Origin of the sequence: Fictibacillus sp. NRS-1165, assembly GCF_050468105.1 — a bacterium.
GTDB classification, from domain to species: domain Bacteria; phylum Bacillota; class Bacilli; order Bacillales; family Fictibacillaceae; genus Fictibacillus_C; species Fictibacillus_C terrinigri.
On the sequence record NZ_JBDPNU010000060.1, the window covers coordinates 37,753 to 64,246 of the forward strand.

General features: G+C 45.2%; 23 protein-coding genes, 2 pseudogenes and 1 riboswitch. Of the genes and pseudogenes, 21 read left to right on the top strand and 4 right to left on the bottom strand.

Translation table 11 applies throughout. From position 1 onward, the window contains the following. Positions 1-72 precede the first annotated feature (72 nt). Positions 73-573, top strand: coding sequence for a metal-dependent hydrolase (locus tag ABHN01_RS22030; protein ID WP_429877307.1), 501 nt, complete (start codon positions 73-75; stop codon positions 571-573). Positions 574-612: 39 nt separating this feature from the next. Here the strand turns inward: ABHN01_RS22030 and ABHN01_RS22035 are convergent, their stop codons facing one another. Then, on the bottom strand, positions 613-1,041 hold the full coding sequence (locus ABHN01_RS22035) for a DUF4395 domain-containing protein (protein WP_429877308.1): 429 nt from the start codon (positions 1,039-1,041) through the stop codon (positions 613-615). A gap of 137 nt (positions 1,042-1,178) precedes the next feature. On the opposite strand from ABHN01_RS22035, the gene ABHN01_RS22040 reads away from it, so the two are divergent. The 4 genes and pseudogenes from ABHN01_RS22040 to splB all read left to right on the top strand — a co-directional run bounded on the left by ABHN01_RS22040 (position 1,179) and on the right by splB (position 3,427). After that, positions 1,179-1,460 (top strand): hypothetical protein, encoded by a 282-nt coding sequence (locus ABHN01_RS22040; RefSeq protein ID WP_429877309.1) that lies wholly within the window; start codon positions 1,179-1,181, stop codon positions 1,458-1,460. 67 nt (positions 1,461-1,527) lie between these two features. Further along, positions 1,528-2,034, top strand: a pseudogene (locus tag ABHN01_RS22045) (GNAT family N-acetyltransferase). 107 nt (positions 2,035-2,141) lie between these two features. Beyond that, the gene (locus ABHN01_RS22050) at positions 2,142-2,384 is read left to right on the top strand and encodes a transcriptional regulator SplA domain-containing protein (RefSeq protein WP_290400603.1); all 243 of its coding nucleotides are present in this window, start codon (positions 2,142-2,144) and stop codon (positions 2,382-2,384) included. A gap of 15 nt (positions 2,385-2,399) precedes the next feature. Continuing rightward, positions 2,400-3,427 (top strand): annotated as a pseudogene (splB, locus tag ABHN01_RS22055) (spore photoproduct lyase). A 38-nt stretch (positions 3,428-3,465) separates the two neighbouring features. On the opposite strand, the gene ABHN01_RS22060 reads toward splB, so the two are convergent. Next, on the bottom strand, positions 3,466-3,750 hold the full coding sequence (locus ABHN01_RS22060) for a WYL domain-containing protein (protein WP_429877310.1): 285 nt from the start codon (positions 3,748-3,750) through the stop codon (positions 3,466-3,468). A 151-nt stretch (positions 3,751-3,901) separates the two neighbouring features. Here ABHN01_RS22060 and ABHN01_RS22065 point away from each other — a divergent pair, with 151 nt between their 5' ends. The 3 genes from ABHN01_RS22065 (at position 3,902) to ABHN01_RS22075 (ending at position 7,920) form a co-directional block, all read left to right on the top strand. After that, positions 3,902-4,387 (top strand): DinB family protein, encoded by a 486-nt coding sequence (locus ABHN01_RS22065; RefSeq protein WP_429877311.1) that lies wholly within the window; start codon positions 3,902-3,904, stop codon positions 4,385-4,387. Positions 4,388-4,670: 283 nt separating this feature from the next. Further along, a riboswitch (SAM riboswitch) is annotated at positions 4,671-4,771 on the top strand. 177 nt (positions 4,772-4,948) lie between these two features. Next, positions 4,949-5,911 (top strand): bile acid:sodium symporter family protein, encoded by a 963-nt coding sequence (locus tag ABHN01_RS22070; protein WP_429877312.1) that lies wholly within the window; start codon positions 4,949-4,951, stop codon positions 5,909-5,911. Between the two features lie 215 nt (positions 5,912-6,126). Further along, positions 6,127-7,920 carry an ABC transporter ATP-binding protein gene (locus ABHN01_RS22075; protein ID WP_429877313.1) on the top strand — a complete coding sequence of 598 codons (1,794 nt, stop codon included), beginning with the start codon at positions 6,127-6,129 and terminating at the stop codon, positions 7,918-7,920. A 115-nt stretch (positions 7,921-8,035) separates the two neighbouring features. On the opposite strand, the gene ABHN01_RS22080 is transcribed toward ABHN01_RS22075, so the two are convergent. Then, entirely contained in the window at positions 8,036-8,221 is a 186-nt protein-coding gene (locus tag ABHN01_RS22080) for a ribbon-helix-helix domain-containing protein (protein ID WP_290400599.1), read from the bottom strand. Further along, on the bottom strand, positions 8,190-10,277 hold the full coding sequence (locus ABHN01_RS22085) for a molybdopterin oxidoreductase family protein (protein ID WP_429877314.1): 2,088 nt from the start codon (positions 10,275-10,277) through the stop codon (positions 8,190-8,192). The genes ABHN01_RS22080 and ABHN01_RS22085 overlap by 32 nt, the downstream gene beginning before the upstream one ends. Before the next feature lie 208 nt (positions 10,278-10,485). On the opposite strand from ABHN01_RS22085, the gene ABHN01_RS22090 reads away from it, so the two are divergent. The 13 genes from ABHN01_RS22090 (at position 10,486) to ABHN01_RS22150 (ending at position 26,403) form a co-directional block, all read left to right on the top strand. Beyond that, the gene (locus ABHN01_RS22090; protein ID WP_429877315.1) at positions 10,486-11,220 is read left to right on the top strand and encodes a L,D-transpeptidase family protein; all 735 of its coding nucleotides are present in this window, start codon (positions 10,486-10,488) and stop codon (positions 11,218-11,220) included. 143 nt (positions 11,221-11,363) lie between these two features. Further along, a complete protein-coding gene (locus tag ABHN01_RS22095) occupies positions 11,364-12,416 on the top strand; it encodes an anthranilate phosphoribosyltransferase (RefSeq protein WP_429877316.1) in 1,053 nt (350 codons plus the stop codon). 99 nt (positions 12,417-12,515) lie between these two features. Next, positions 12,516-12,824: a DUF4870 domain-containing protein gene (locus tag ABHN01_RS22100; RefSeq protein ID WP_429877317.1), complete on the top strand. Its 309-nt coding sequence runs from the start codon at positions 12,516-12,518 to the stop codon at positions 12,822-12,824. 265 nt (positions 12,825-13,089) lie between these two features. Beyond that, the gene (locus ABHN01_RS22105) at positions 13,090-14,769 is read left to right on the top strand and encodes a NucA/NucB deoxyribonuclease domain-containing protein (protein ID WP_429877318.1); all 1,680 of its coding nucleotides are present in this window, start codon (positions 13,090-13,092) and stop codon (positions 14,767-14,769) included. A 136-nt stretch (positions 14,770-14,905) separates the two neighbouring features. Then, on the top strand, positions 14,906-16,471 hold the full coding sequence (locus ABHN01_RS22110) for a PucR family transcriptional regulator (RefSeq protein ID WP_429877319.1): 1,566 nt from the start codon (positions 14,906-14,908) through the stop codon (positions 16,469-16,471). A gap of 176 nt (positions 16,472-16,647) precedes the next feature. Further along, a complete protein-coding gene (locus ABHN01_RS22115; RefSeq protein ID WP_429877320.1) occupies positions 16,648-18,111 on the top strand; it encodes a CoA-acylating methylmalonate-semialdehyde dehydrogenase in 1,464 nt (487 codons plus the stop codon). Between the two features lie 19 nt (positions 18,112-18,130). Next, the gene (locus ABHN01_RS22120) at positions 18,131-19,474 is read left to right on the top strand and encodes an aspartate aminotransferase family protein (protein WP_429877321.1); all 1,344 of its coding nucleotides are present in this window, start codon (positions 18,131-18,133) and stop codon (positions 19,472-19,474) included. Between the two features lie 313 nt (positions 19,475-19,787). After that, positions 19,788-20,678, top strand: coding sequence for a nitrilase-related carbon-nitrogen hydrolase (locus tag ABHN01_RS22125; protein ID WP_429877322.1), 891 nt, complete (start codon positions 19,788-19,790; stop codon positions 20,676-20,678). Between the two features lie 27 nt (positions 20,679-20,705). Then, positions 20,706-22,079, top strand: coding sequence for an NAD(P)-dependent oxidoreductase (locus ABHN01_RS22130; protein ID WP_429877323.1), 1,374 nt, complete (start codon positions 20,706-20,708; stop codon positions 22,077-22,079). A 43-nt stretch (positions 22,080-22,122) separates the two neighbouring features. After that, positions 22,123-23,409 carry an NAD-dependent dihydropyrimidine dehydrogenase subunit PreA gene (preA, locus tag ABHN01_RS22135; RefSeq protein WP_429877324.1) on the top strand — a complete coding sequence of 429 codons (1,287 nt, stop codon included), beginning with the start codon at positions 22,123-22,125 and terminating at the stop codon, positions 23,407-23,409. After that, entirely contained in the window at positions 23,406-24,821 is a 1,416-nt protein-coding gene (gene hydA, locus ABHN01_RS22140; RefSeq protein ID WP_429877325.1) for a dihydropyrimidinase, read from the top strand. Before preA ends, hydA begins: the two co-directional genes overlap by 4 nt. A 34-nt stretch (positions 24,822-24,855) precedes the next feature. Next, positions 24,856-25,089, top strand: a complete 234-nt coding sequence (locus ABHN01_RS22145) for a hypothetical protein (protein ID WP_429877326.1) — start codon at positions 24,856-24,858, stop codon at positions 25,087-25,089. Between the two features lie 66 nt (positions 25,090-25,155). Then, positions 25,156-26,403: a M20 family metallo-hydrolase gene (locus tag ABHN01_RS22150; RefSeq protein ID WP_429877327.1), complete on the top strand. Its 1,248-nt coding sequence runs from the start codon at positions 25,156-25,158 to the stop codon at positions 26,401-26,403. The last annotated feature ends 91 nt before the right edge of the window (positions 26,404-26,494 follow it).

The following is a 26,494-nucleotide window of genomic DNA, read 5'->3' on the forward strand; positions in this document are numbered from 1 at the left end:
GCTGCTCTTTGTTTTCAAACTAGTTAACCTACATAACATTATGTAAACTAACATCAAGGGAAAAGGTGAACGATGAAAGGAAACACACATTTAATGGGAGGATTGGCTGCGGCTGCCCTCGTAAACGAATGGGTGGATGGACCGGCATCGCTTGACCACCAACTCGTTTTTTATGGAGCTGGACTATTAGGCAGCCTGCTTCCAGACCTGTGCCATCCAAATTCTTGGGCGGGGCGGAAAACAAAGCTATTTTCAAAGTTTGTTAGCAAAGCATTCGGGCACCGGACAGTTACTCACAGTTGGCTGTTCATCGCAGCTGTGATCTGGCTGACCAATTCTCTTCATTCAGCATACAGTTTGAATCTAAAGTATGGATTGCTGTCTGGTGCGATCAGCCATCTCATACTGGATGCCTGTACATCAAGAGGCATACAATTTTTGTATCCCGTTCCTTTGCGGTTTCGGTCTCCGCTGTACACCAAGACGGGATCAAGTACAGAAACCGCTGTTTCAGGTATCTTAATGATTGCAGCTCTCCTTTTATTGGCGAAACAGCATATCTTTAACATATAACAAAAAAAGCAGTGTTCCCTTCATAGGAGCACTGCTTTTTTAACGGCTGGATGATCTGCGGTATTGGAACTGCTGCCACTGAAATCGGATAAAACAACCGACGCAAAATCCGAGGATCGCGACAAGCGCTGCGGAGAAAACAATGATTGAAAAAACATACGCAGCGATTGAGTAATGAAAAAGGTACGAAAGATAAGCCAGGAAAAGGCACGCTACAGCAATCACTTGGTTAAACTGCTGCTGTTTCCATTCTTCCGGAATATAAGAAGAAGACGGCTTCTGAAGAAACAGCTTCCCAAACTGCATGACAGGATTAAACCTGAACAAAAGTCCAGACAGTCCAGCAGCTAACGGGAGAAGAAGGAGCCACTCGGCGCTTGTGATCCATTCGGCTGCCACTGACAATACGATAAACCACTGATTAAGCCGGACTAATGGACGAGGGACAGAAAACTGAGGCTTGCGCATGTTTATCCGACCTTTCTGATTGGAATAAACCTATTATAGCGAAATTGTTAAGTAAAAGACACTGAAAGTAAGAATATACGAAATAGACGAATAACTAATCCTATGAACGTCTATGATGGTTATAAAGGAGGATCAAAATGAAAAGATTAATTGATTTTGTTTGGGAGGGGCTGACGCTTCAACATCTGCCTGCAAGCCGGTTCACGGTCTTTTATATCGTGCATTATGTCTTCCTCTTTCTGTTTTCAATGACCTTATTTATTTTTTCTTTCAGTGTACTGCTTTTATATAAATCGATTCACGCCGTTCCACCGTTTGGAATCTGGGCAGGTATCTTGGTGTCGGCATCGGCCGTCTGCTGCATCGGGTTCATAGGAGCCACAGTGTTCAGGAAAAGGAGGAAACAAGCTCCAGTGTGAAAAAATATCCTTTCGTGGTAATATTTAGTGGTTGTTAATAGAGGTAAAGCAGTAAAAGGGGAGATCAATGTTGACAGGTAAGAGAGTATACATCAGGCCGTTCGAGTTAAAGGATTCAGAGGTGCTTCTTCAATTGCAGGAGAAGAACCGAGCTTTTTTCGAAGAATTTTCAATGGGGCGCCCGGACGATTTTTACAGTTTAGAAGGCCAGAAGAAGAGGATCAGCGATTATGAGAAATGGAAAAAAATGATTCCGACTATCAATTTGGGATATTTACCATGGACAAGCATGAGTTAATCGGCACCATTAATCTCTTTCAAGTTTTGCGAGGCTCCCTTCAAAGTGCGTTCATCGGCTATTTTCTGGATCAGGAGCATAACGGGAAAGGCTACACGACAGAAGCGGCCAAGCTGATCGTACAGTATGCTTTTGCCGAACTTAAACTTCACCGCATCGAAGCGGGTGTTATGCCGCATAACATTGGATCGATCAGAGTTTTGGAAAAGGCAGGTTTTCATAAAGAAGTGGGAGGATCACCAGGTACTGGCCATCATAAACCCTCACGATGAATAAGGCTTTCCAATGGGAGAGTCTTTTTTAATGGGCCTCTTAACATAAAATGAGGAGGCAGAGGCAAGGATAGTAACGGAGTGCAATTTATCAGGAAGGAATGGGCCAACATGGGAAAAAGGGAATATCAAGCGGGGGATCAAGTCTTTGTTATTTATAGAAACCCGCATACTCCAAATGTAGCTAATATCACAGAGGCTGAAATCGTAGAGCACCCTGAACATGAAAATCAGGTGGCTCTGTTTTTGCACGAGTCCTATCATCTTCTGGCTGATGATGATGCCGTCTATGACACATTTGAAGAAGCGGAACAGCACTATAAAAAAATCTTTGATTATGACCAATACCAGTAAAAGGAGAGTGTACTTTTGATAAAACCTTTTGTCCCGCAGCTGGTTTACATTGAACCCAGGGCGCTGGAGTACCGTCTAGGAGTCCAGCTGAAACAGAAATTTGAAAATATGGGACTCGAGATCCGGGAAACAACTTCACATAATCAGGTACGAAATATTCCGGGAGATAACGACCTGCAAAAATACAGGAACGCCAAATCAACCCTTGTGGTCGGCGTCCGGAAGACTTTGAAATTTGACTCGTCCAAACCATCTGCGGAATATGCCATTCCGTTTGCCACTGGCTGCATGGGGCATTGCCACTACTGTTATCTGCAGACAACGATGGGAAGCAAACCATATATCCGCACCTATGTAAACGTCGAAGAAATATTGGATCAGGCTCAAAATTACATGGAAGAACGTGCCCCCCAGATCACACGTTTTGAAGCTTCCTGTACATCTGATATTGTTGGGATCGACCATCTGACTCATACATTGAAGCACGCGATTGAATATTTCGGACAGTCCGATCTCGGCCGGCTAAGGTTTGTTACAAAATTTCATCATGTCGATCATCTGCTCGATGCAGAGCATAACGGCCGCACACGGTTCCGTTTTAGTGTGAATGCGGATTATGTGATCAAATATTTTGAACCGGGAACATCACCCCTCGACATGCGGATCGAGGCTGCGAAAAAGGTCGCCGAGGCCGGATATCCGCTAGGTTTTATTGTCGCCCCATCTATATTCATGAAGGCTGGCAGGAAGGCTATCGCGAGCTGTTTGAAAAGCTTGATGCGGCACTTCCGCAAAGCGCCAGGGATGATATTACATTCGAGATGATTCAGCACCGCTTCACAAAGCCTGCCAAACGCGTAATCGAGAAAAACTACCCAAAAACAAAGCTTGAGATGAACGAAGAAGAGCGGAGGTATAAATGGGGGCGTTACGGAATCGGAAAATATATCTACAGCAAGGAAGAGGAACATGCACTGCGGGAGAGCTTGGAGTCTGATATCGACCGATTCTTTCCTAACGCTAAAATTGAATATTTTACGTAAAGCCAAAAACCGGGCTCCCTTTGTGACCCTGGTTTTTTTCATCTGTAAACGTCCGATAATTCTGTCAGCCGTTTCCTTTTGAGATCCAACAGCTCATGAGGCCGTTTAACCGTCGCTTTTCTGCCCATTCCTATAAAAAACTCCGTAAAGTAGTCTAGGTCGGTGTTAGGAATGGAGCACTCCAGCCATCCAGTGCCATCGTTTCGTGTCTTTAGCTCGGGCGCCGTCCAAATCTCAGATTCACAATGCTGGACACCTTCTTTGCTCAGTTCACCATAGAGCCTGACCAGTTTTTCCCCAGGCTGGTTTCGGTTGACAGTCATCTTAGTTCCAGGATACGTTTCGATTTTGACATCTTATTTTTCCCGAATTTTTATTTATTTTATTTATCTGTCACTCTTATTAGCTACAATAAAACGACAGCAAGTACATAAGCGCAGCTAGAAATCAAATAACTGAATGGGAGTGGGCAAAATGCAGGGAATAAAAGAAATGAAAGAGTTGCTTCTGGAAGAGTTGGAGCTGATAGTAAGAACTTCTACAAATTTAATCGGTAAAATATCAACCAACCACTTGGATTACAGGCCAAGAGAAAACATGAGGTCATTGCATGAACTGGTGCTGCACCTCGTTTCCGTCCCTTCTGCTGACCTTCTCATCCTGCAGGAGAAAGGCGAGGAAGAGGTTGGGAAACTCGAAGCTGAGGTTGCCAACGATCAAGAGCCGGATCAATGGATCGAGAGGATGAAAAGTGGGCTGCAAGATGTAAGAAGCTATATGGAACAGCTGCCGGATGAACAATTTCTGCAAAAAAAAACAAAGCCGTTTTATTTAGATCATGGAACGGTGCAGGCCAAATGGCTGATCGAGATCGTTACGCACGCTCAGCATCACAGGGCGCAGCTGTTTAACTATTTAAAGGAGCAGGGATATGAAGTCAATATGTTCGATCTGTATTGATTGAGCTGTGCCGTTATCTATCGACTGGCGGCCCGCGATACCAAGCGAATGGACCTTGAAGCGATCAGCTGCCCCGCTGAGCAACAGGTGGCATACAATCTTTATATAGTCATAACAAGAGGCAACCACACCCCTGTTGGTAAGGGAGGGTTGCCTTTGTTATGTCTGGCTTTATTACCAAATCCTCATAAAAACGTATGAATATGTGTATTGACAACAGGTTTTAAGTTCTTTAGTATGATTGCTATATTTAAAATGTTAAGAAAATTCCATATGTTTGATTTATCTATCAAGAGAGGTGGAGGGACTGGCCGTTTGAAGCCTTGGCAACACATTTTATTTTGCCTAATCCAGCAAGCTGAGGCTTGAAAGCAAAGATAGGAAAGAATCACATGATCTTTTATGAAAAAAATCATTTACTCTTTCCTTTGAGGAAGAGTTTTTTTATGGAATAGACGACACATTTAAAACGTGGGAAAAGGGTGTATTTTGAATGACAGTATTGATGACAGCTCCATCCAACGAACAGGGAAGAACAGAACATAATAGTGAGGGGGCTTTATGATGATTATCGAAAAGATCAGTTCTTTTGCAGGGAAAACATTTACGTTTTGGGTTATTCTTTTTTCAATTATTGCCTATATGTTCCCCGCCAATTTCAATTGGATTGGAGGCTATGTAGTTCCCTTGTTAGGAATTGTAATGTTTGGGATGGGACTTACATTGTCCGCGGGAGATTTTAAAGAAGTTTTCCGCCGGCCAAAGGATGTAGCGATAGGTGTGGTCTGTCACTATATCATCATGCCGGGATTGGCGTTCTTATTGGCTTGGGGGCTGGACCTGCCGCCGGAAGTGGCTGTTGGCGTCATCCTGGTAGGATGCTGTCCAAGTGGAACGGCATCGAATGTTATGGTTTTTCTGGCAAGAGGGGATGTGGCCCTTGCTGTGTCCATTGCATCGGTTTCAACCATTCTTGCACCCATTGTGACTCCGCTGCTTATATTGCTGCTAGCAAGTAAGTGGGTGGACATCAATATGTGGTCATTACTTGTTTCTATTCTTCAAGTGGTCATCATTCCGTTAGCCCTCGGGTTTCTCATTAAGAAATTCTTTGGCAGACAGGCGGAAGCGAGTGTAAAGGTATTGCCCCTTGTATCTACCGTCGCTATTGTTTTGATTGTTGCTGGTGTAGTAGCAGGCAGTCAGGCTAAGCTAGCCACCACAGGGCCGCTTATTTTTGCTGTCGTTATCCTGCATAATGTATTGGGCTTTTTGCTTGGTTTTTTCCTCTCCCGTCTTTTTGGAATGAATTTAGCAAAACAAAAGGCTGTGGCAATGGAAGTAGGGATGCAGAACTCCGGATTGGGTGTAGCCATTGCAACAGCTAATTTCTCGCCATTAGCTGCTGTACCGAGTGCGATTTTTAGTGTATGGCACAATATTTCTGGTTCTATTCTCGCATTTATTTTCAGCCGTCTGGGAGACAAAAAAGAGAAAATATCAAACTTTACAATTAACAAATGATCTTCTATGCAAGGTGGGGAAGGCATGGAGGCTGTTTATTTGCCCCTAGCCCCTTACCATAGATGTACTGCTTAGTAGGTATAAATATCGTAAACCCCTCCCTTAGCCAGAAGGAGGGGTTTGCAGCGTGAGAATCTATACTTCAAGAGAAGGCGGACTTTTGTAAAGGTTGTTTTTGTATCTTATAATTGATTATTATTCTCAATCAGGATAGGATGATAGTAGAAGCAGAATTTTCTCCTTCTCAATTTTTTGAGATTCCTATTTTCAGCAAGAAGGAGGGGGCATCCATCGATACGATTAAACGATTTGCCTCGTACTATAAGCCATATAAAGGGCTGTTTGTTTTAGATTTTAGTTGTGCGGTCTTTGTGGCCTTGCTGGAGCTGGCCTTTCCGCTAGCGATGAACCGCGTCATTGACGACCTTTTGCCGACCAATAATTGGAAATGGATTTCGATTGCGTGTATTGTACTGCTGTTTGTTTTTATCCTCAGTACATTTATGAACTATGTGGTTACCTACTTCGGCCATAAGCTCGGTGTTGGTATAGAGACGGATATGCGAAGAGATTTGTTTGCCAAGCTGCAAAGGCAGTCTTTCTCGTTTTTTGACAATAATAAAACCGGTCACCTTGTCTCCGGTCTGACGAATGACTTGATGGACATTGGTGAGGTAGCCCACCATGGACCGGAAGATCTCTTCATCGCGATGATGACGATTCTTGGTTCGTTTGCCATTATGTTCAACATCAATTGGCAGCTTGCGCTTCTTTTAGCCGTAGCGATCCCGATTATCATTTTTGTTTCTTTGTTTTACAGCAAAAAGATGTCGCAATCCTTCCACACGATGTATGAAAAGATTGCAGGCTACAATGCCCGGATTGAAAACAATATCGGCGGAATCCGTATTGTGCAATCGTTTACCAAAGAAGAGCACGAAATTAATTTATTCAAAAATACAAACGCAGGTTTCCGGAGTGCCAAACTGGTGGCATATAAAATTATGGCTTGGAGCAGTTCGATCAACTTTGCCTTGATGAAAGTGATCCTTATACTCGTCCTAGGGTGCGGCTCCTGGTATGTCATTAACAACCAAATGACATACGGAGAATTCGTGGCGTTTGTGATGCTGTCGAATGTCTTCATCGCGCCGATCAAGCATATCAACCAGATTTTGGAATTACTGCCGAAAGGCTATGCCGGGTTTAAGCGTTATATTGAAGTGCTTGATCTGGAGCCGTCGATCAAAGATAGGAAAAATGCAATTGAAGTGGAAAGCCTCCGTGGAGATATTACCTTTAAAGATGTATGCTTTGATTACGAAACAGATCAGCATGTACTTCAAGATATTTCTTTCAATGTACGAGCTGGAGAAACACTGGCACTGGTCGGTCCTTCAGGAGGGGGAAAAACGACGCTGTGCAGTTTAATCCCCCGCTTTTATGATGTAACAGAAGGAAAGATCACCATCGATGGGATGGATGTCCGCGATTTAACGTTACAATCTTTGCGGAGCCATATCGGAATCGTGCAGCAGGATATTTACTTATTTGATGGAACCATTCGAGACAACATCATGTATGGTGACTTTGAAGCAAGTGAAGAGGTGCTTTTTGATGCGATCATAAGTGCGCAGCTTGAAGAATTGATTGAGAGCCTTCCGGAAGGGCTTGATACGATGATTGGGGAACGGGGTGTGAAGTTATCCGGAGGGCAAAAGCAGCGAATCTCCATTGCCCGCATGTTCTTAAAGGACCCGGCGATTTTAATTTTGGATGAAGCGACATCCGCTTTGGACACTAAAACTGAGTACGCCATACAAGCTGCACTGGATAAGTTATCAACAGACCGCACAACCATCATCATCGCTCATCGTTTATCGACTATTCGAAACGCCGATAAAATTATTGTGGTGAAAGAAGGAAAAATTCAGGAAGAAGGCAGCCATGAAATGCTGGTCGCCGGTGAAGGAGATTATTATCAGCTCCTGCAGACGCAGACAGTGTAGAATCACGAGCAAAAATACACGAGGAATTCAGGAATTCAACCTCTCATTATATATTTCATCGGTCAAAAGCAAGTAAAGGATGTACACCTCACCTGGGGCGTACATCCTTTTTATCTTACTTTGGAATCCTTTGACTTTTATATTTTTCAAGTACATGCCGCATGCCTTCTTCTAAAAGGTCGTTTGCAGGTCTGTCAAGCTTTGCTGCCAATGCTTTTAATTCTTTATACAGTGACTGGCTCAAGGTCGTATTGACGTTCTTTCGGTCATCATTTTTTGGCCGGATGCTGCTCTGATACATCGTTTCCTCCTATTAGTCTCATTTTTTCAATGCTGATGCGACCAGAGAAGAAGGTTGCCCCGCCGCCCATATCCGCAATTCGGTCCGGGGTCAGCGTGTTGACGAGTTGTTTTGTCCCCGGCAGATCGGCCCACAGGCCCTGGGTAACGGCCACACCAGGCAATACATTGTCACCAACGGCTGCCTGAAGGAAACATTCTCCGCGGTCATTCCAAATCCGAACCATTTCTCCATTTTCAACCTTCAACTCTTGGGCATCCATTGAATTAAGATGAAGTTGAGGTGTTCTTTCTAGGTGTATATGTTTTTCGTTATTGTTGAACGTCGAATTTAAGAAATTATGGTTTGGCCCCGGTACGAACAAGAAGGGATGATCACCGTCGGATATCAGCGGGATATATGTCGGCAGTGCCGGATAGCCATCTTCCTCCATCCTTTTGGATAAAAGCTCTATTTTACCGCTCGGTGTCGGTAATGGCCCTGAAAATAGGGATGAGTCCTTTGCTTTAGCATACTGATTTGTCTTTAACATTTGGAGATCGATGTCCGCAAGGCAAGGATTGGCTGGATGGTTGAATGCCTGATCAATCATATCCTCATCCGAATCCTTGAACACATCCTCCTCAAAGCCCATCGCTCCGGCCAGAAGGCGGAAGACATCGGGATTGGATTTACTTTCTCCGAAGGGTTCGATCACCGGCAGCTGAATCTGTGTATATTTGTGCCAGTAGGACGTGTAAAAATCCGTGTTCTCGAACGATGAGGTAGCAGGCAGTACGATGTCTGCATAAGCTGCCGTTTCGGTCAGAAAGAGATCGTGAACCACTAAAAAAAGATCTTCCCTTTCCAGCCCTTTGCGTACTTTCTGGCCTTCCGGAGCTACAACCGCCGGATTGCAATTGTATACAAACATCGAGGATATGGGAGGCTTTGCGTCAAGCAGAGCATTTCCGATCTGGTTCATGTTGATGACGCGTGTCTCTTTATCTTTTAGCAGATCTGGCCGTTGAACCGCAGCTTTATTATGAGCAAGGTAGCCTGAGTTTCCTTTTATCGCGCCTCCTCCTTTTTTTAGCCATTGCCCCGTTATGGCTGGAAGGCATGCGATGGTACGCACAGCCATGCCTCCGTTGTCATGATGCTGCAGACCGTTTCCGATGCGTATGAATGACGGTGAAATTCCGCCATACAATGCTGCAAGTTCTTGGAGCTCTTCCACAGAGACACCGGTGATGGCAGATACGGTATGGGGATCATACTGTTTAACATGCTCCTGAAGCTCTTCATAGCCTACTGTATATTTACGCAAAAATTCGAGGTCGGCAAACCGCTTTTCGAAAAGAATGTTCATTAAGCCTAGGGCGAGTGCACTGTCGGTGCCCGGAAGGATGGGAATAAACCAGTCTGCCAGAATACCGGTCCGGTTTTTATGCACATCGATCACGACAATTTTTGCACCTTTTTTTCGTGCCTTCTGTGCCAACGCGACCTGATGCATGTTGGTACTGACCGCATTGATTCCCCAAAAGATGATTAACTTGGAATGAATGGTGTCTTCAGGATCCATTCCAAAACTGCCGCCCATGGTGTAATTGTAGCCGACAGAACCTGCGACAGAACAGATGGTCTGGTCCAGACGGCTGGCACCCAGCCGGTGAAAAAAACGCCTGTCCATACCTTCAGCGCTCAAAATTCCCATGTTGCCATAAAAACTGTAGGGCAGGATGCTTTCAGCGCCTTCAGTTGCTATCAGATTCTTCCATTTGGAAGTGATGGAGCCAATCGCCTCTTCCCAGGTAATGGGCTCAAATTGCCCGGAACCTTTAGGGCCGCTCCGTTTTAAAGGAGTGGTAAGCCGGTTAGAATCATAGATTCGTTCCGGCATATTTCTTACCTTGTTGCAAATGTTCCCTTTTGTAACCGGATGGTTTGGATCTCCCTGAACTTTTATTATTTTTCCATCTGTTTTATGGAGAATCAGACCGCATTGATCCGGACAATCCAGAGGGCAGACGGAGGGGAAGATGCCGTTCTGCTGTTTCGTATAGGTGCTCATCATTTTCTCCTTTCAACCTCTTGTTTATCTAAGGATAAGTTCATTTCCCCAGATTATCAATGACTTCTTTCCAAATGAAATAAGTGACGGCCATTTGAATTTAATTAAAATGAAATAAAATTGTAAAAAATGTAATCTTATTCCTGCTGAGGAGCATATGATTTATTGTTTGGCGACAAACGTAAATTTAAAGTAAGGAAGGGAACAGATGAAGAAACTTTTAGTGCTCCTCTTAACGTTCAGTTTTGTGCTTTTTTTTGCCCAGCCTGCCCGTGCAGCCGGAGCAAGCCAATTCATTATCATCAACAAATCGAAGAATCAGCTGGCATACTATGAAAACAGCAGGCTGAACAGTGTGTTCAAAGTAGCTACAGGCCGGCAAAAATCATTTACGCCTGAAGGTAAGTTTAAAATTGTAAACAAAATCGTCAACAGGCCATACTATTCGGGCCATATTCCTGGTGGAGATCCGAGGAACCCGCTTGGAAACCGCTGGCTCGGACTGAATGCCAGAGGGACATGGGGGACCACTTATGCTATTCACGGAAACAACAACCCGGGCTCCATTGGAACCTATGCGAGTGCCGGATGCATCCGAATGTACAACAACGAAGTACAGTGGCTTTTCAGCAAAGTGAAAGTCAATACACCTGTTGTTATCGTAAGTTCGAGCAAATCTTATGACTTCATCGCCGCTGCATACGGTCTGAAATCATCGTCACTTCCTGCGAACTCTTCTGTAAACCTCAAGCTAGGCAGCAAAGGAACTGAAGTGAAAGAGCTGCAGAGAACTCTTACCAATAAAGAATACAGCACGAAGGGAATCGACGGCATCTTCGGGAAGAATACCGATACGGCTGTCCGCAAGTTCCAGAAAGCAAAGAAACTGAAAGTTGACGGGATTGTGGGTCCGGCAACCAAAAAGATGCTCGGAATGCTATAAAGGAAACACAAAAGAGATTCTTTATAAGAATCTCTTTTATATTTAACCCTGATCAGCCAAATTCATTGGAGATTTATTAGGGTTTATTTTCACGGTGAAAAATGAGATAATTCTAAAATTAACAGATATGAGAGGTGTCGGATATGCAGCAATGGATTAAAGAAGTTGGACGAGGCAAGCGGGGGGCTAAAGACCTGACGTATGAAGAAGCGCTGAAAGCGGCTGCCTGTATTACTGAAGGGGAGGCAACAGATGCCCAAATCGCCGCATTTTTCATGGCTGAACGCATAAAAATGGAAACTCCGGATGAACTTCTCGCTTTTATTCACGAGTTCCGAAACCATACCGGGCATTTGACTCGGAATACCCGAAAGATACTTGACTGTGCAGGACCTTATAACGGCAGAAACTCATTTGCGGCGACAATTCCTGTGAGCATTCTTTTATCGCAGCAGGGTTTGCCGGTATTTTTGCATGCTGATGAATCGCTTCCTCCCAAACACGGAACTTCATTAAAAACCATACTGGAGCATCTAAAAGTTCCGGTCGCTCAGAATTTAAAAGAAATAGAGTCTTCGCTTGATCGAACAGCGATCGGGTTTGGATGGACGGAAAAGCTTTGTCCACCGCTCAGTTCATTAAGGGATATACGCAAAGAAATCGGCGTGAGGACAATTATGAATACGGTTGAGAAGCTCCTGGATATTTCGAGTGCAGCATACATTATCCTTGGTGTCTTTCATCGAACCGCAGTCAATAAAATCATACCGAGTCTTCAGCAGTTAAACTATGAAAAAGCCTTTATCGTACAAGGGGCGGAAGGTTCAGAAGATCTTCCTGTACACAGAAGCAGCTTTATATATGAAGTAACCAAGGAGAAAAGTGAATCGATCATTATTAATCCGGAAGACTATGGAATAAAGCATGCAAAGGAAATAAACAAAGAGAGACTTACTCCAGCTGAGCAAACTACAATCATCGAAAGTGTACTGGCAGGCGAAAGGTCAGAGAAGCTTATTCCATATCGTAATCAGGTCGTTCTTAACGCCGGGCTCCGTTTCTATATACTTGGGCATACCCAGTCCGTAGCCAAAGGAACAGCTCTTGCGGAACAGCTTTTGAACGACCGCAAAGGGTTGGAGCAGCTGCAGTCCTGGCAGCAGCAGGCTAATGCTGCTTATAGCCCTAGGTCTTGAGGCGTACGTAAAATTGGACTCGAGGCGAGTTGCAAAAGGGAAAAATTCTTATAAACTAACCATATACTCTATTACTGTTGAAAAGGGAGATTTTGATAATTGGAACATAAAGGACTTCGAATTCTTATTCACGCCAGTACTTGGTTTGCGCCGTTGCTGGTTCCGCTCATCGTTTACCTGCTCATATCCGATCGGGAGGTTAAAAGCCTGGCACTGCAAGCTGCGCTCTTCCACATTGTTATCGGGTTGTTAATCGGTATCTCGGCGTTTTTCTCATGGGTGCTCATCGGCTTGCCATTCCTTATTGTTTTTGGATTAATGGCTATCATTGCGCCTTTAATGGGCATTGTGCGAGCTTTAAATGAGCGGGCATACCGATACCCCATTGTCGGTTCATGGGTCAAATAATTTTTCAGCAAAGCATTCTCCCTTTCTATTGGAGAATGCTTTTTAAGTATGACATTTGCCGTTCACCTATCTACCCAGTTCCTTATATCTTAAAAAACTCCATTAGTATTTTGGAAGTATTTTCTATGGGATGTATTGTAAATGATAGATTTGTATAGTAACATGTCTCCGATTTGGGAGATGTAAAAAAGGAAACAATAGGCCGATATGTGGAGGAACTATTAAATCCTAATTTCCAAATCAAAATAATAGAGGAGGTTATGAAATGTCCAGATCGTACAGGCTGATCGTTTCCGCTTCACTCATGTTATTTTTGATCATGGGCCTTATTACACCAGCAGAGGCACAATCCAATCCAGAAGGAGGCGGTTATTGGCTTCGAGGAGCAAACATGGAAAAGGCAACAAAGCTCATGAAGGAAGGGAAATCTGTTGAAAGGTACAGCGAGAAATCAATAAAGGAAAAAACAGAAAAAGAGGTTCAGACGTTAGAGGATCTTAGAAACGAAGACAAGCAAAGCAGTTCTGTTTATGAATCAAAGATGGGACCGCCAAGGTTCACTGCATTGGGCTGGGAGCCGCCGGCATTCGATTATGATCATATCAGTACCGTGGAAGAGTGCAGAAACAACCCATCCAGCGGATCAGAAACAGGTTATATTAAAAATCATTACTCTTTCTGCTGGTCCCATGTGGCTACATACCAGATACCAAGGTCATGCCGCTTTGGTATTTGTACGTATGACGGTGTGCAAATTCAGTTTACTGAAATCGGATACGGATCTAATCAGAGCCGGAAAATGAGAGTCTATTACAGCATTGATGATATTCTTGTTACCAACCCTTCATTAAACGGTGCAAAACTGAAAATCGACCTCGTTTGTCAGGCTAAAATCAATCCAGGTGATTGCAAACCCGATTCAAAGACCCCAGCCATAGAACGTACGATCGCCCAGTGGAAAAACACAAACTATGGTTTGAAAACTTTCCTTTCAGACGCTCCCCCGGCCACTGATAATAACCCGGATCAAATCGGATACATGGATTTCTGGCCCAAACTCACTATAAAGCATGCACCCAGGAAATTTACTAAAACGATCGATGGAATCAAACAGAGAGTCCGGTTTGATTCAGCAAAATACATGTTTGCTTTTCCCGACCAGCATTTTTGGCAGGGGGCTATATTCAGTAAAACAGATGCGGTATTGAATGTACCCGTCACCCAGCCAGGGTTCGCTCCATTAAAAGAAGCGGGTGAACATTGGAAGTTTGCCATGGATCAACCAGAGAAGACGAAACCTTATAAGCTGGGGAAAAAAATACCTGGAGCATTGGGGGACCGCCCGCTGACACGTATGTATACGAAAAGGCATCCTGAGGAATATGCACAAAACCGGGCAAAGACGAGATCCGTCTGCAACAAGGAATTTAAGGATGAAGATCGGACGGGAAAGGAGTGCGATGAATTTCCTTTTGCTTCAACTTGGGAAGGGTCATCGACCAATGGGCAGGATTGGTTTTCGGTAAGACTTATTCCAAAGGAATCCAATAATGCGACAGGAAGATGGCTGGCGGCATGGTATGCGTATGACCGGATTTTGGACAATGATCCGTTTTACGTACAAGTAAAAGCTCCTGTAAAAGTGGGGACCATTTCATCCTATGGTACTCCCAAGCCCGGACAGGATCATAGATCCAGCGATAATTTTTCACTGAAAAACATTCCTGCCTATGCCAGCAAACTCCAATGGAAAGTCACCTCAGGTCCGGCAGGCGCACAGTTTGATGTAATGCATGATGACAAATTCGGCTTCGATGAGACCATTTTTAATGATCTGAGAGACGGATCTACAACGGATATAAAAACTGTGGACGACATCTACCTTGCAAACCCGGAAAAAACAAACGATCAAGAATTTACCGTAGAAATCTATGCCATTCCCTAAAGCAAAGCCTAAGGGCCTCTTTTAGAACAAGAGGTCTTTTCTTTTTGAAAAGAAAGTGCCTCCCGGCAAGGACTGTTGTAAAATAAAAGAATGAATAATAAGTAAATTCCGACAGAAATGGGGTGCCGGTATCGTTTTGCATCTGAATATTACGATGAATGATGTTTTGAAGAGAAACACCTTTTCCAAGGCGAAAATAGCTGCCGGCAGCAAGGGACTGAACCGTCTGGTCAAATGGGTTCATGTGATGGAGGTCACACAGATCGGAAATCTCCTGAACGGAAATGAGCTGATTCTTTCGACGGGCATGGCATGGAAAGACAACGAGCAAGTCTTTCTTTCTTTTGTGCTGGAGCTTATTGAATTAAATGTTTCTGGTTTGTGCATCGAACTTGGAACCCAGCTCTCGGCTGTGCCTTCATGCATTCTTGAAACAGCTGAAAAGCACGGGTTTCCCATTATCCTGTTTGAAGAAGAAGTCCGTTTCATTGATATTACCCAAGACCTGCATACCTATCTCATCCAGCAGCATTATGAGATGATCACAAAGCTTGAGAGTTTTTCACAAGCGTTGAATCAGATTCTGCTGAGCCCAAATCCTCAGGAAAACATACTGAATCTTCTTCACAATTCCACTAACATGCAGGTGGTTTTTATACATAGCCAGAAAAATGTGACACTAGTCCCTGCCCTGGATTCCTCAGAACAGGAAAATTTGCTTGTTTTTATTGAACAGGAACAGGAAACCTCTTTTGTAGTAAGGCAGCCCGTTCAGGTGCTGGACCATCCATTTGCAGAGTTGATTCTCTGTTCGAAAGATCGGCCCATGACTGATCTGCACGTCCTGTTGGCAGACAGGACAGCTACCGCATTGGCCAACCAGCTTCTGCGGGAGATGTATGCTGCTGAAAAAAAGAGGGCGGAAGAAAACACCTGGATGCAAGAGTGGCTGGAAGGCCGCCATCGTGACGATGAGATCGAAAAGCATCTCAGTTACTTGGGGATGAAGGGCCGGCATCAAGGAGCATCTGTTTTTTGTGTAGAAATGGAAAATAGAGAGGCAGGTGTCTCTGAAACACAATATCCATATATACAGATTGTTATCAGGTCCATTTTCGAACCGCTCGGTTTTTATATTCTCCCCTATGTAAAAAGCGACCATCTCATTTTTATCCTCATCAACTTAAGGGAAGTCATGTCTTACAAAGAAAGGGTGCGCCAAGGGATTCTTCTGGCAAGGGAAAATCAAAAGCTACCATCCCTCTTTATGGCGGTCGGCAAACGGATAAACAGGCTCGGATCACTCGATAAAAGCTATAATACAGCCCTGAAGGCTTTAATGGTTCAAACCAAACTGCCGAACGGGAAAATCAGTCCGCTATACGATGACCTCCATATGTACCGCCTGATTTCCATGATTCAGGACAAGCACGAGCTCGAAGATTTTATTCAAGATTATCTCAGACCGGTGATTGAGTACGACGCAAAAAATAATACAAGGCTTCTGACCACACTGAAGGTCTTTCTGATGTGCGGTGGATCCAAACAAGAAACAGCAGGTCAGCTATATATTGTCAGGCAGACCTTGTACCACAGGATTAAGCAGCTGGAGGAGCTGCTCGGCAAAGATTTTATGGAACCCGGAAAGCGCCAGGCTGTGGAATTTGCCGCAATGGCACATGAATACCTGGAACTGCCTTAGAGGCTGAACCCCAATTCCACATAGAGATTGGGGCTCAGCCTCTTTTATTTACCGTTATGTATACGTATCAGGTAAATGATTTTACGATATGTCTAATGAATGTCCGCAGTTATCGGGTTATAATGGAATAGAGAAAGTTTAGAATATTTAAAAAATGGATACGGGAGGTTTTTATTGTGACAGTGACGACGAATAAAGCCCAAACGCTCAAAAATTTTGTAAAGGGCAAGTGGGTGGATTCCTCAGCCTCTGAATTCCTTGATGTCCCTAACCCGGCTACTGGAGAAGTGCTGGCGAGTGTCCCAATCTCAACAAATGAAGAGGTAGGACAGGCGGTTCAGGCCGCAAAAGAAGCGTTCAAAACCTGGAAGAAGGTTCCCGTGCCGAAGCGCGCCAGAATATTGTTTAAATATCAGCAGCTGTTAACAGAAAATCATGAGAAGCTGGCTCAACTCGTTGTGATGGAAAACGGGAAAAGCTTTAAAGAAGCACATGGCGAAGTGCTTCGCGGCATTGAATGTGTTGAGTTCGCCTGTGGGGCACCTTCTCTGATGATGGGTGAATCCCTTGGAAGCATTGCTGAAGATATTGATTCTGAGATGTTCCGTTACCCGCTCGGGGTTGTAGGAGGGATCACTCCGTTTAACTTCCCGATGATGGTTCCATGCTGGATGTTCCCGCTGGCGATCGCATGCGGAAATACGTTTGTGCTGAAGCCTTCAGAACGTACTCCAATTCTGGCTAACCGTCTGGCAGAGCTGCTTTCTGAGGCAGGATTGCCGGAAGGAGTTTTTAATATTGTCCACGGGGCCCATGATGTCGTTAATGGACTGATCGAGCACGAAGATGTGAAAGCGGTTTCATTTGTTGGATCCCAGCCGGTGGCGAAGTATGTCTATGAAAAAGCAGCAGCTCAAGGGAAACGTGTTCAGGCATTATCAGGGGCAAAGAATCATCACATCGTCATGCCGGATGCTGAACTCGACAAAGCTGTCCAAAATATACTCAGTTCCTCGTTCGGGAGTGCGGGCCAGCGCTGTATGGCGTGCAGTGCTGTCGTTTTAGTCGGACATCAGGATACTTTTGTTCAGGCGTTAAAGGAAAAAGCCGACGAAATGAAGATGGGGTCCGGTTTAGACGATGATGTGTTGCTGACTCCGGTTATCCGCCATAGCCATCGTGAAAAAGTATTAGGATTGATTGAAAAGGGCAAGGAAGAAGGTGCTGTTTTAGTTCGGGATGGAAGGGAGGATATGGGAAATCATGCAGATGGAACCTTCCTTGGAGCAACGATTTTCGACAGAGTAACAGCAGACATGACGATTGCAAGGGAAGAACTGTTTGCTCCCGTTCTGAGTATTCTTCGTGCTGCGGATTTGGAGGAAGCTTTGGAGATCGTCAACAAATCAAGGTTTGGAAACTCTGCGACCCTATATTCACAGGATGCAAAGGCCGTTCGGCAGTTCCGTGAGGAGGCAGAGCCGGGCATGCTCGGCGTGAATGTCGGGGTGCCGGCACCAATGGCATTCTTTCCGTTCTCCGGTGCAAAGGATTCGTTCTATGGAGATCTTCATGCAAACGGCAAGGACGGACTTAACTTTTTCACTAGAAAAAAGATGATCACCTCCCGTTTTGTATAATCTGAAAGGAGAGACTGTGATGCAAATTGAGCAGAAGGATCAACTGCAGCAAAAAGATGAACAGTACATCTGGCATTCGATGAAACGGTATAATCCTTCAACCATGGTCGTAAAATCCGCTGACGGATCGTGGATCGTCGATAATGAAGGGAAAAAATACCTGGACGGTATGGCTGGGCTATGGTCTGTGAATGTTGGCTATGGCAGAAAAGAACTTGCGGAAGCAGCCTACGCCCAATTAAAAGAGCTGCCGTATTATCCCCTGACCCAAAGCCATCAGCCAGCCATTGAACTTGGTGAAAAACTGAACCAGTGGCTTGGTGGAGATTATGTTATTTTCTTCTCAAACAGCGGTTCAGAAGCAAATGAGGCCGCTTTTAAGATCGCCAGGCAGTACCATCAGCAGAAAGGCGAGCAAGGTAGATATAAATTCATCGCGCGCTACCGGGGATACCATGGAAACTCGATGGGAGCTCTCGCCGCGACCGGGCAGGCTCAGCGAAAATACAAATATGAACCGCTCGGACAGGGGTTTATTCATGTTGCTCCGCCTGACAGTTACCGGTTTCCGGATTACCATAATGCGGAGTCTTACAGTGAACATTGTGCTTCAGAAATTGACCGTGTGATGACATGGGAGCTTTCTGAGACCATTGCCGGTGTTATCATGGAACCGATCATCACAGGAGGCGGTGTTCTCATACCGCATGATTCCTATATGAAAAAAGTAAAAAACATCTGTGAAAAACACGGGGCGCTGCTGATCTCTGATGAAGTCATCAACGGGTTTGGGCGAACGGGTAAAGCGTTCGGTTTTATGAACTATGGCGTACAGCCTGATATCGTCACTATGGCAAAAGGGATTACAAGTTCCTACCTTCCGCTGTCAGCAACAGCCGTAAAACGTGAGATTTATGAATCATTTAAAGGAGAAGGGGAGTATGATCACTTTCGACATGTGAATACATTCGGCGGCAACCCCGCTTGTTGTGCAGTTGCACTGAAGAACTTGGAGATCATGGAGAAGGAAAACTTGATTGAGCGCTCTCGAGAGAAGGGAGAAGACCTTTTAAAAGCGCTCATTGATCTGGAAGCACATCCTCTTGTTGGAAACGTCCGTGGAAAAGGGTTGTTGTTCGGCATTGAGCTTGTTCAAGATAAAAAAACGAAAGAGCCGTTGCCTGCTGACCAAGTGAATGCAGTAATCGGCGCGTGCAAAGCGAAAGGGCTGCTGATCGGCAAAAATGGCGATACAGTCTCAGGATTTAATAATGTGCTGACTCTTGCGCCGCCTCTGAATATAACAGATGAGGATGCAGCTTTTCTTGTAAAAACGTTGAAAGAAGCTATTTATACCCTTTAGAGCGAACATCATGGCTCCCACTTCACAGGAGCCATGATGTTTCCCTCATACTGAATTTAACGAGGTGTAACAAAATCGCCGCTTTACAATTTGACGGTATGTATGATGAAAAATTATTTTAATGCATGTATAGTAAAAATATTCAAAAATTTAGAATGATTACATAGTGCTCATGGCGAATGATAGTAAGTAAGACGAACTACCCTTCCACTTACATGAAATTTTTGTTTCATGCCTCACTTTGCATCGATTAAGCTTTCACATTCGATTTGTATTTCCAGTTCACCATCCAATTTAATAAAGGGGAGATATGATGTCAAACGTGGTTAAGATTGGTCTCATTCAAGCTTCCAACGAAGCAGATGGAAATGAATCCGTTTCGGTACACAAAGAACAGGCGATTGAGAAGCACATCAGACTCGTAAAGGAAGCCGCAGAAAAAGGAGCTCAAATGATCTGTTTGCAGGAGATTTTTTATGGTCCTTATTTTTGTACGGAGCAAAATTCCAAGTGGTATGATGCCGCGGAGGAAATTCCGAACGGCCCAACGACCAGCCGCTTTCAGGCATTGGCTCGTGAACTGGGTACCGTCATCGTTCTTCCAATCTATGAAAGAGAAGGCATTGCAACCTATTACAATACTGCTGCAGTGATTGATGCAGACGGCTCCTACCTTGGCAAATATCGAAAACATCATATTCCGCAAGTGAATGTTGGCCATGAAGGCAACGGATTCTGGGAAAAATATTACTTTAAGCCCGGTAATCTGGGATACCCGGTATTTGACACTGCGTTTGCCAAGGTAGGGGTTTATATTTGCTATGACCGCCATTTTCCGGAGGGGGCCAGACTGCTGGGGTTAAACGGAGCTGAAATCGTTTTTAATCCTTCTGCCACAGTCGCTGGCCTTTCGGAATACTTATGGAAGCTCGAACAGCCGGCTCATGCGGTGGCTAATGGATATTACGTCGGTGCGATCAATCGAGTCGGTACAGAAGGCCCATGGAACCTTGGGGAATTTTACGGTCAGTCGTACCTTTGTGACCCGCGTGGAAGCTTTGTGGCCATGGGAAGCCGTGATCAGGACGAAGTGGTCATTGGTGAGATGAACAAGGAATTGATCCGCGAAGTAAGAAACACATGGCAATTTTTCAGAGACCGGCGACCTGAAACCTATCAGGAAATGACCACACTTTTGCCTTAATTCCAATGAATAGAGGGGGCGCACGAGATGAGTAACGGAACCCGAGCGTTTATAGCACTTCAGGATCTTCAGCGAAATTTTGACGAGGTAAAATCAGGATTAACTCCTGCAGAGGCAAGGGATGAGTCGAACAGATGCCTATACTGTTATGACGCTCCATGCATTCAAGCCTGTCCGACGGGAATCAATATCCCATCGTTTATTAAAAAAATCGCTTCCGGAAACTTAAAAGGTTCAGCGAGGACCATCATGGAGTCCAACCCCGTCGGAGCTAGTTGTGCAAGGGTTTGTCCGACTGAGGAGCTCTGTGAAGGAGCTTGTGTACTTAATGACTCCACTAAACCGATCATGATCGGTGACCTTCAGCGGTATGCTACCGATTGGGCGATTAAGAACGAACAGACATTGTTTAAGGCTGGAGAGAAAAACGGCTTAAAAGTGGCAGTAATCGGTGGAGGCCCTGCCGGCTTGTCTTCCGCCCGTGAACTTGCTCTTCTCGGTTATGAAGTTACCATTTTCGAAGCAAAAGAAAAGGCAGGAGGACTAAATACGTATGGTATTGTTTCATTCCGCCTGCCGCAAAAGGTCTCTCTTTGGGAAGTCCAGCAAGTTGAAAAACTCGGTGTGAAAATAAAAACGAATACGATGATCGGCCGAGATATACAACCTGAAGAAATACTTGCAAACTATGATGCTGTAGTCCTTGCAGTGGGCATGTCCAAGGTTCCGATGCTCCGGATTGATGGAGAGGATCTGGTTGGTGTTCATGATGCGATTCAGTTTGTTGAAGAAACAAAGACAAAAGAAATTTCTGAAGTTTATATTGGCAAAAGGGTAGCGGTGATCGGCGCCGGCAATACAGCCATTGATGCAGCGACGTGTTCCGTCCGGCTGGGTGCGGAAAATGTTAAAATCCTTTATCGCCGGACACAGGAGGAAATGACCGCCTACGATTTTGAGTTTGAATTTGCCAAGCAGGATAATGTGGAATTTCGGTGGTTGACCGCCCCGAAAAGAATCATTGGAGATGAAAAAGGACATGTAAAGCAGTTGGAATGCATCCGTATGCAGCTTGGCGAACCTGGCGCCGACGGGCGAAGAGGACCTGCTCCGATTGAAGGGTCTGAATTCCTGTTGGAAGTTGATGTTGTGATTAAAGCCATCGGGCAGACAAGATATACCGATCTGATTGAGTCCTTTGGCCTCGAACATCAATGGGGAACGGTCAAAGTCAATCTCGAAACTTATCAAACTTCCAATGAAAAGGTGTTCGCTGCGGGTGATGTTATTTTTGGTGACGGACAAGGTGAAGCGATGGTTGTAACAGCAGCCCAACAAGGGAAAAAGACAGCTTATTCCATCCATCAGGCATTAAAGAATTCCATTATTGAGACCGCGTAGCCATCCACTCTGTTTTTCAAAAATCATTTAGGAGGGCCTTTATATGGCAGATTTGCGTATAAACCTTGCAGGGATTGAATCGCCCAATCCATTTTGGCTGGCTTCTGCTCCACCGACGAACTCGGGCTATCAGGTTCAGCGGGCATTCGAAGCAGGCTGGGGTGGAGCGGTATGGAAAACACTCGGTGAGCCGATCATCAATACGACAGCACGTTTTGCGGCCGTCGGTTTTAACGGAAAAAAAGTGGCAGGGTTCAATAATATAGAATTGATTACGGACCGCCCGCTGGAAGTGAACTTAAAAGAAATCTATGAAACCAAGAAGAGGTTTCCAAACCACGCCATCATCGCATCTTTGATGGTAGAGCCGAATAGGGAGAAATGGCATGAAATCGTCAAGCGGGTGGAGGATGTTGGTGTCGATGGCCTGGAACTGAATTTTGGCTGTCCACACGGTATGGCTGAACGAGGAATGGGAGCGGCGTCAGGCCAGCAACCCGATCTTGTTGAAGCACAGACGATGTGGGTGAAGGAAGCGGCAAAAACACCGGTTATCGTTAAATTGACCCCAAACATAACGGATATTACGGTTACAGCCAGAGCAGCTGTTCAAGGCGGAGCCGATGCGATCAGCATGATTAATACCATTAACAGTCTGGCTGGTGTGGACATCGACACGTGGAACACCATCCCTCATGTGGCCGGGAAAGGAGCGCACGGTGGATATTGTGGTCCGGCCGTGAAACCAATCGCTCTTAATATGGTGGCCGAATGCGCAAGGAACCCGCATATCAATGTGCCCATCTCGGGTATTGGGGGCATCTCTGCTTGGCGGGATGCAGTGGAATTTATGCTTATGGGTGCAGGCGGGGTTCAAGTATGTACTGCAGCCATGCACCACGGGTTCAGCATCGTGGAAGATATGATCGACGGATTAAGCAATTATTTGGACGAGAAAGGAATCTCCTCTGTTCAGGAAATCATCGGAAAATCAGTAGAACGCTATTCAGACTGGGGCAACCTGGATCTGAACTACAGAATTGTGGCCCGCATCAACAATGACGTTTGCATCAATTGCAACAAATGCCATATTGCCTGTGAGGACACTTCCCATCAATGTATTGACATGCTGACAGATCCTAACGGACAAAAGTATTTGGAAGTTCGTGAAGATGATTGTGTTGGCTGCAACCTCTGCTCGATTGTATGTCCGGAGGACGGTGCGATCGACATGATCGAACTACCTCAGGAGCAGCCGCCGATGACTTGGAACGAACGCCAGGCTGTACTGGCTGGATATAAAGATAATGAGAGGGAGGCAGCAAAATGAAAAAAGTAATAAAGAACGGTACGATTGTTACCGCATCTGATACCTATGTAGCAGATGTCCTCGTAGAGGACGGCAAAATCGCAATGATCGCAAAGAACCTTCCAAGCGAGGGCATGGAGGTCATCGATGCAGAAGGGTGTTATATTTTTCCGGGCGGCATCGATCCCCATACCCATTTGGAGATGCCGTTCGGCGGGACGGTTAGCAGGGATGATTTTGAGACAGGTACAATTGCTGCAGCATATGGAGGAACGACCACAGTCATTGATTTTTGTTTAACCGACAAAGGGGTTCCGCTTAAGAATTCCATTGAAACATGGCACAAGAAATCAAGGGATAAAGCGGTCATCGATTATTCCTTTCACCTTATGATCGGTGAAATCAACGACGATGTGATGAGGGAGATTCCGCAGGTTATTGAAGAAGAAGGAATAACGTCGTTTAAAGTATTCATGGCGTATAAGAACGTGCTTCAGGCAGATGATGAGACCTTGTTTAAGACACTGGTTATGGCTAGGGAGCAGGGAGCACTCGTTATGGTCCATGCAGAAAACGGGGATGTGATCGATTTTCTGACGAAAAAAGCTCTGGAAGAAGGCAAAACGGATCCCATCTATCACGGCTTAACGAGGCCGCCTGAACTGGAAGGCGAAGCTACTGGACGAGCCTGCATGATGACCGGCCTTTCTGGCTCTCAGCTGTATGTGGTTCATGTTTCCTGTCAGGAAGCGGTGGAAAAGATTGCAGAGGCGAGAAAAAAAGGCTTCAACGTCTATGGAGAAACTTGTCCACAATACCTTGTGCTGGACCAATCCGAAATGGAGAGGCCGAATTTTGAAGGGGCTAAATATGTCTGGTCTCCTCCACTCCGGGAAAAGAAACATCAAGAATCATTATGGAATGCGTTGAAAAATGGGCAGCTTCAAACGCTTGGCTCTGACCAATGTTCGTTTGATTTTAAAGGGCAGAAGGACCTCGGGAAAGGAGATTTCACGAAGATACCTAACGGCGGCCCTTTTATTGAAGACCGGTTTTCAGTCCTCTTTTCTGAAGGCGTAAAAAAAGGAAGGATCACGCTGAACCAATTTGTAGATATTGTTTCAACCCGTTCCGCCAAGCTGTTTGGGCTGTTCCCTGCAAAAGGAACGATCGCTGTCGGAAGCGATGCGGATCTTGTCATTTTCGATCCTGCAGCAGAACGCACGATTTCAGAAAAAACACATCATATGGCCGTTGACTATAATGCGTTTGAAGGAATGAAAATCACGGGCGAACCGGTTTCAGTATTATCCAGAGGTGAGTTTGTCATCAAAGATAAAGCATTTGTAGGGGAGCTCGGGAAGGGCCGCTACATTAAACGGAAACGATTCAATGCGGAAGGACAGAAACAACTGGCAGTCCTGTCAAAATAATAAATAGGAATATTCATAAAGAGGAGGCTGTTCTATGTCAGCGTCACAAGAATATTTTGAGGAAAAAGAAAAAATAGATTTTTTGCTCTATCGGGGATTCAGGGTGACGAGAGTGACTGAGAACCTGGATGGCGCTGCGGTAGAATTTGAGCGAACAGGGGCTGCAGGGCAGGAAAAAGAAGTTTTGCATCTTCAAACGGCAGATGCCAGAAAGTATTTCTCTTCCATCCTGTTTCATCAGCAAAGAAACCTGACACCTGCAGAGTAACAAAGCAAAAACGTTGCTGAGTCAGTAACAGCAGCCTTTTGTTCGTTAATAAAGGAGGCGCGTACGATGAAAGTAGAACAGTTGAAGATCAATAGTGAACGGCTGCATACCCATTTGCAAGCGCTGGCTGAAATCGGAAAGATCGGTGAGACGGGTGTATGCCGGCCGGCCCTTTCTTCAATTGAAAAAGAAGCATTTACACTTGTTGGAACCTGGATGGAAGAAGCAGGGATGTCGGTCAGGATTGATCATTTTGGAAATTTGATCGGCAGAATGGAAGGCAAGGACAATAAAGCCCCCGTCCTCATGATTGGCTCTCACCTGGATTCACAGCCATATGGAGGGCGTTATGACGGACCTGCAGGTGTACTGGCAGGAATTGAAGCCGTTGCCACACTCAAGGAACAAGGGATAACCCCAGATCGGCCAATCGAAGTCGTATCATTTTGTGATGAAGAAGGTTGGCGGTTCAACAGGGGTTTATTTGGGTCAAGAGGAATCTTGGGCAAGCTGGATGAAGGGGATTTAACGCGTAAAGATCAGGACGGGATTAGTAGAGAACAGGCACTGCGTGACTTCGGATGTGATCCCGGAAAATTTCATGAGTCGCAGTATAAGCCCGGCAGCATTCACGCTTTCTTGGAACTTCACATTGAGCAAGGTCCGGTACTGGATAAATCGAATCTTCCGCTTGGTGTGGTGGCCGGAATTTCTGGTCCTTTATGGTGGACGGTTAAGCTGAAGGGATTTGCCGGGCATGCGGGATCCGTTCCGATGGCAATGCGCCAGGACGCCATGCTTGGAGCTTCTGAGATCACACTGGCTCTCAATCGGATTGTACAGCAGGAACCAGACGCACCAACGGTTGGAACCGTTGGCCACGTCCAGGTCTTTCCTAACTCACGAAACATTATTGCTGAAGAAGTCACGTTTACTGTGGACCTCCGTGATATTGATCAAAACCGGCGCGACCGTTATGAGAAACAGCTGAGGCGGGAAATAGAGAAGATCTGCGAAAAGTATCAGCTGAACTACGAGATTCAGGAAGATACGAACAGCGAGCCGCGCTATTGTGCCGACTGGATTAAGAAGATCATGCACAGCGAGAGCGGACAGATGGGGCTGAAAACACCGGAGCTCATGAGTGGTCCTTTCCATGATGCCTTAATGCTCTCATATGCATGTGATTACGGTATGATCTTTGTCCGCTGCAAAGACGGTATCAGCCACAATCCAGCAGAATATTCCACGCCGGAAGATCTTGCGAAGGGTACGGAACTGCTTTATCGTACGATGAGGAGAATGCTGATATAAACGTTTGTTCAGATTGCCATTTCGTTTGTTTCATTAAATACCAAAAAAACCTAGGTCCCCGCATTTTGAGCCTGAGCTAACCTAAATAAGT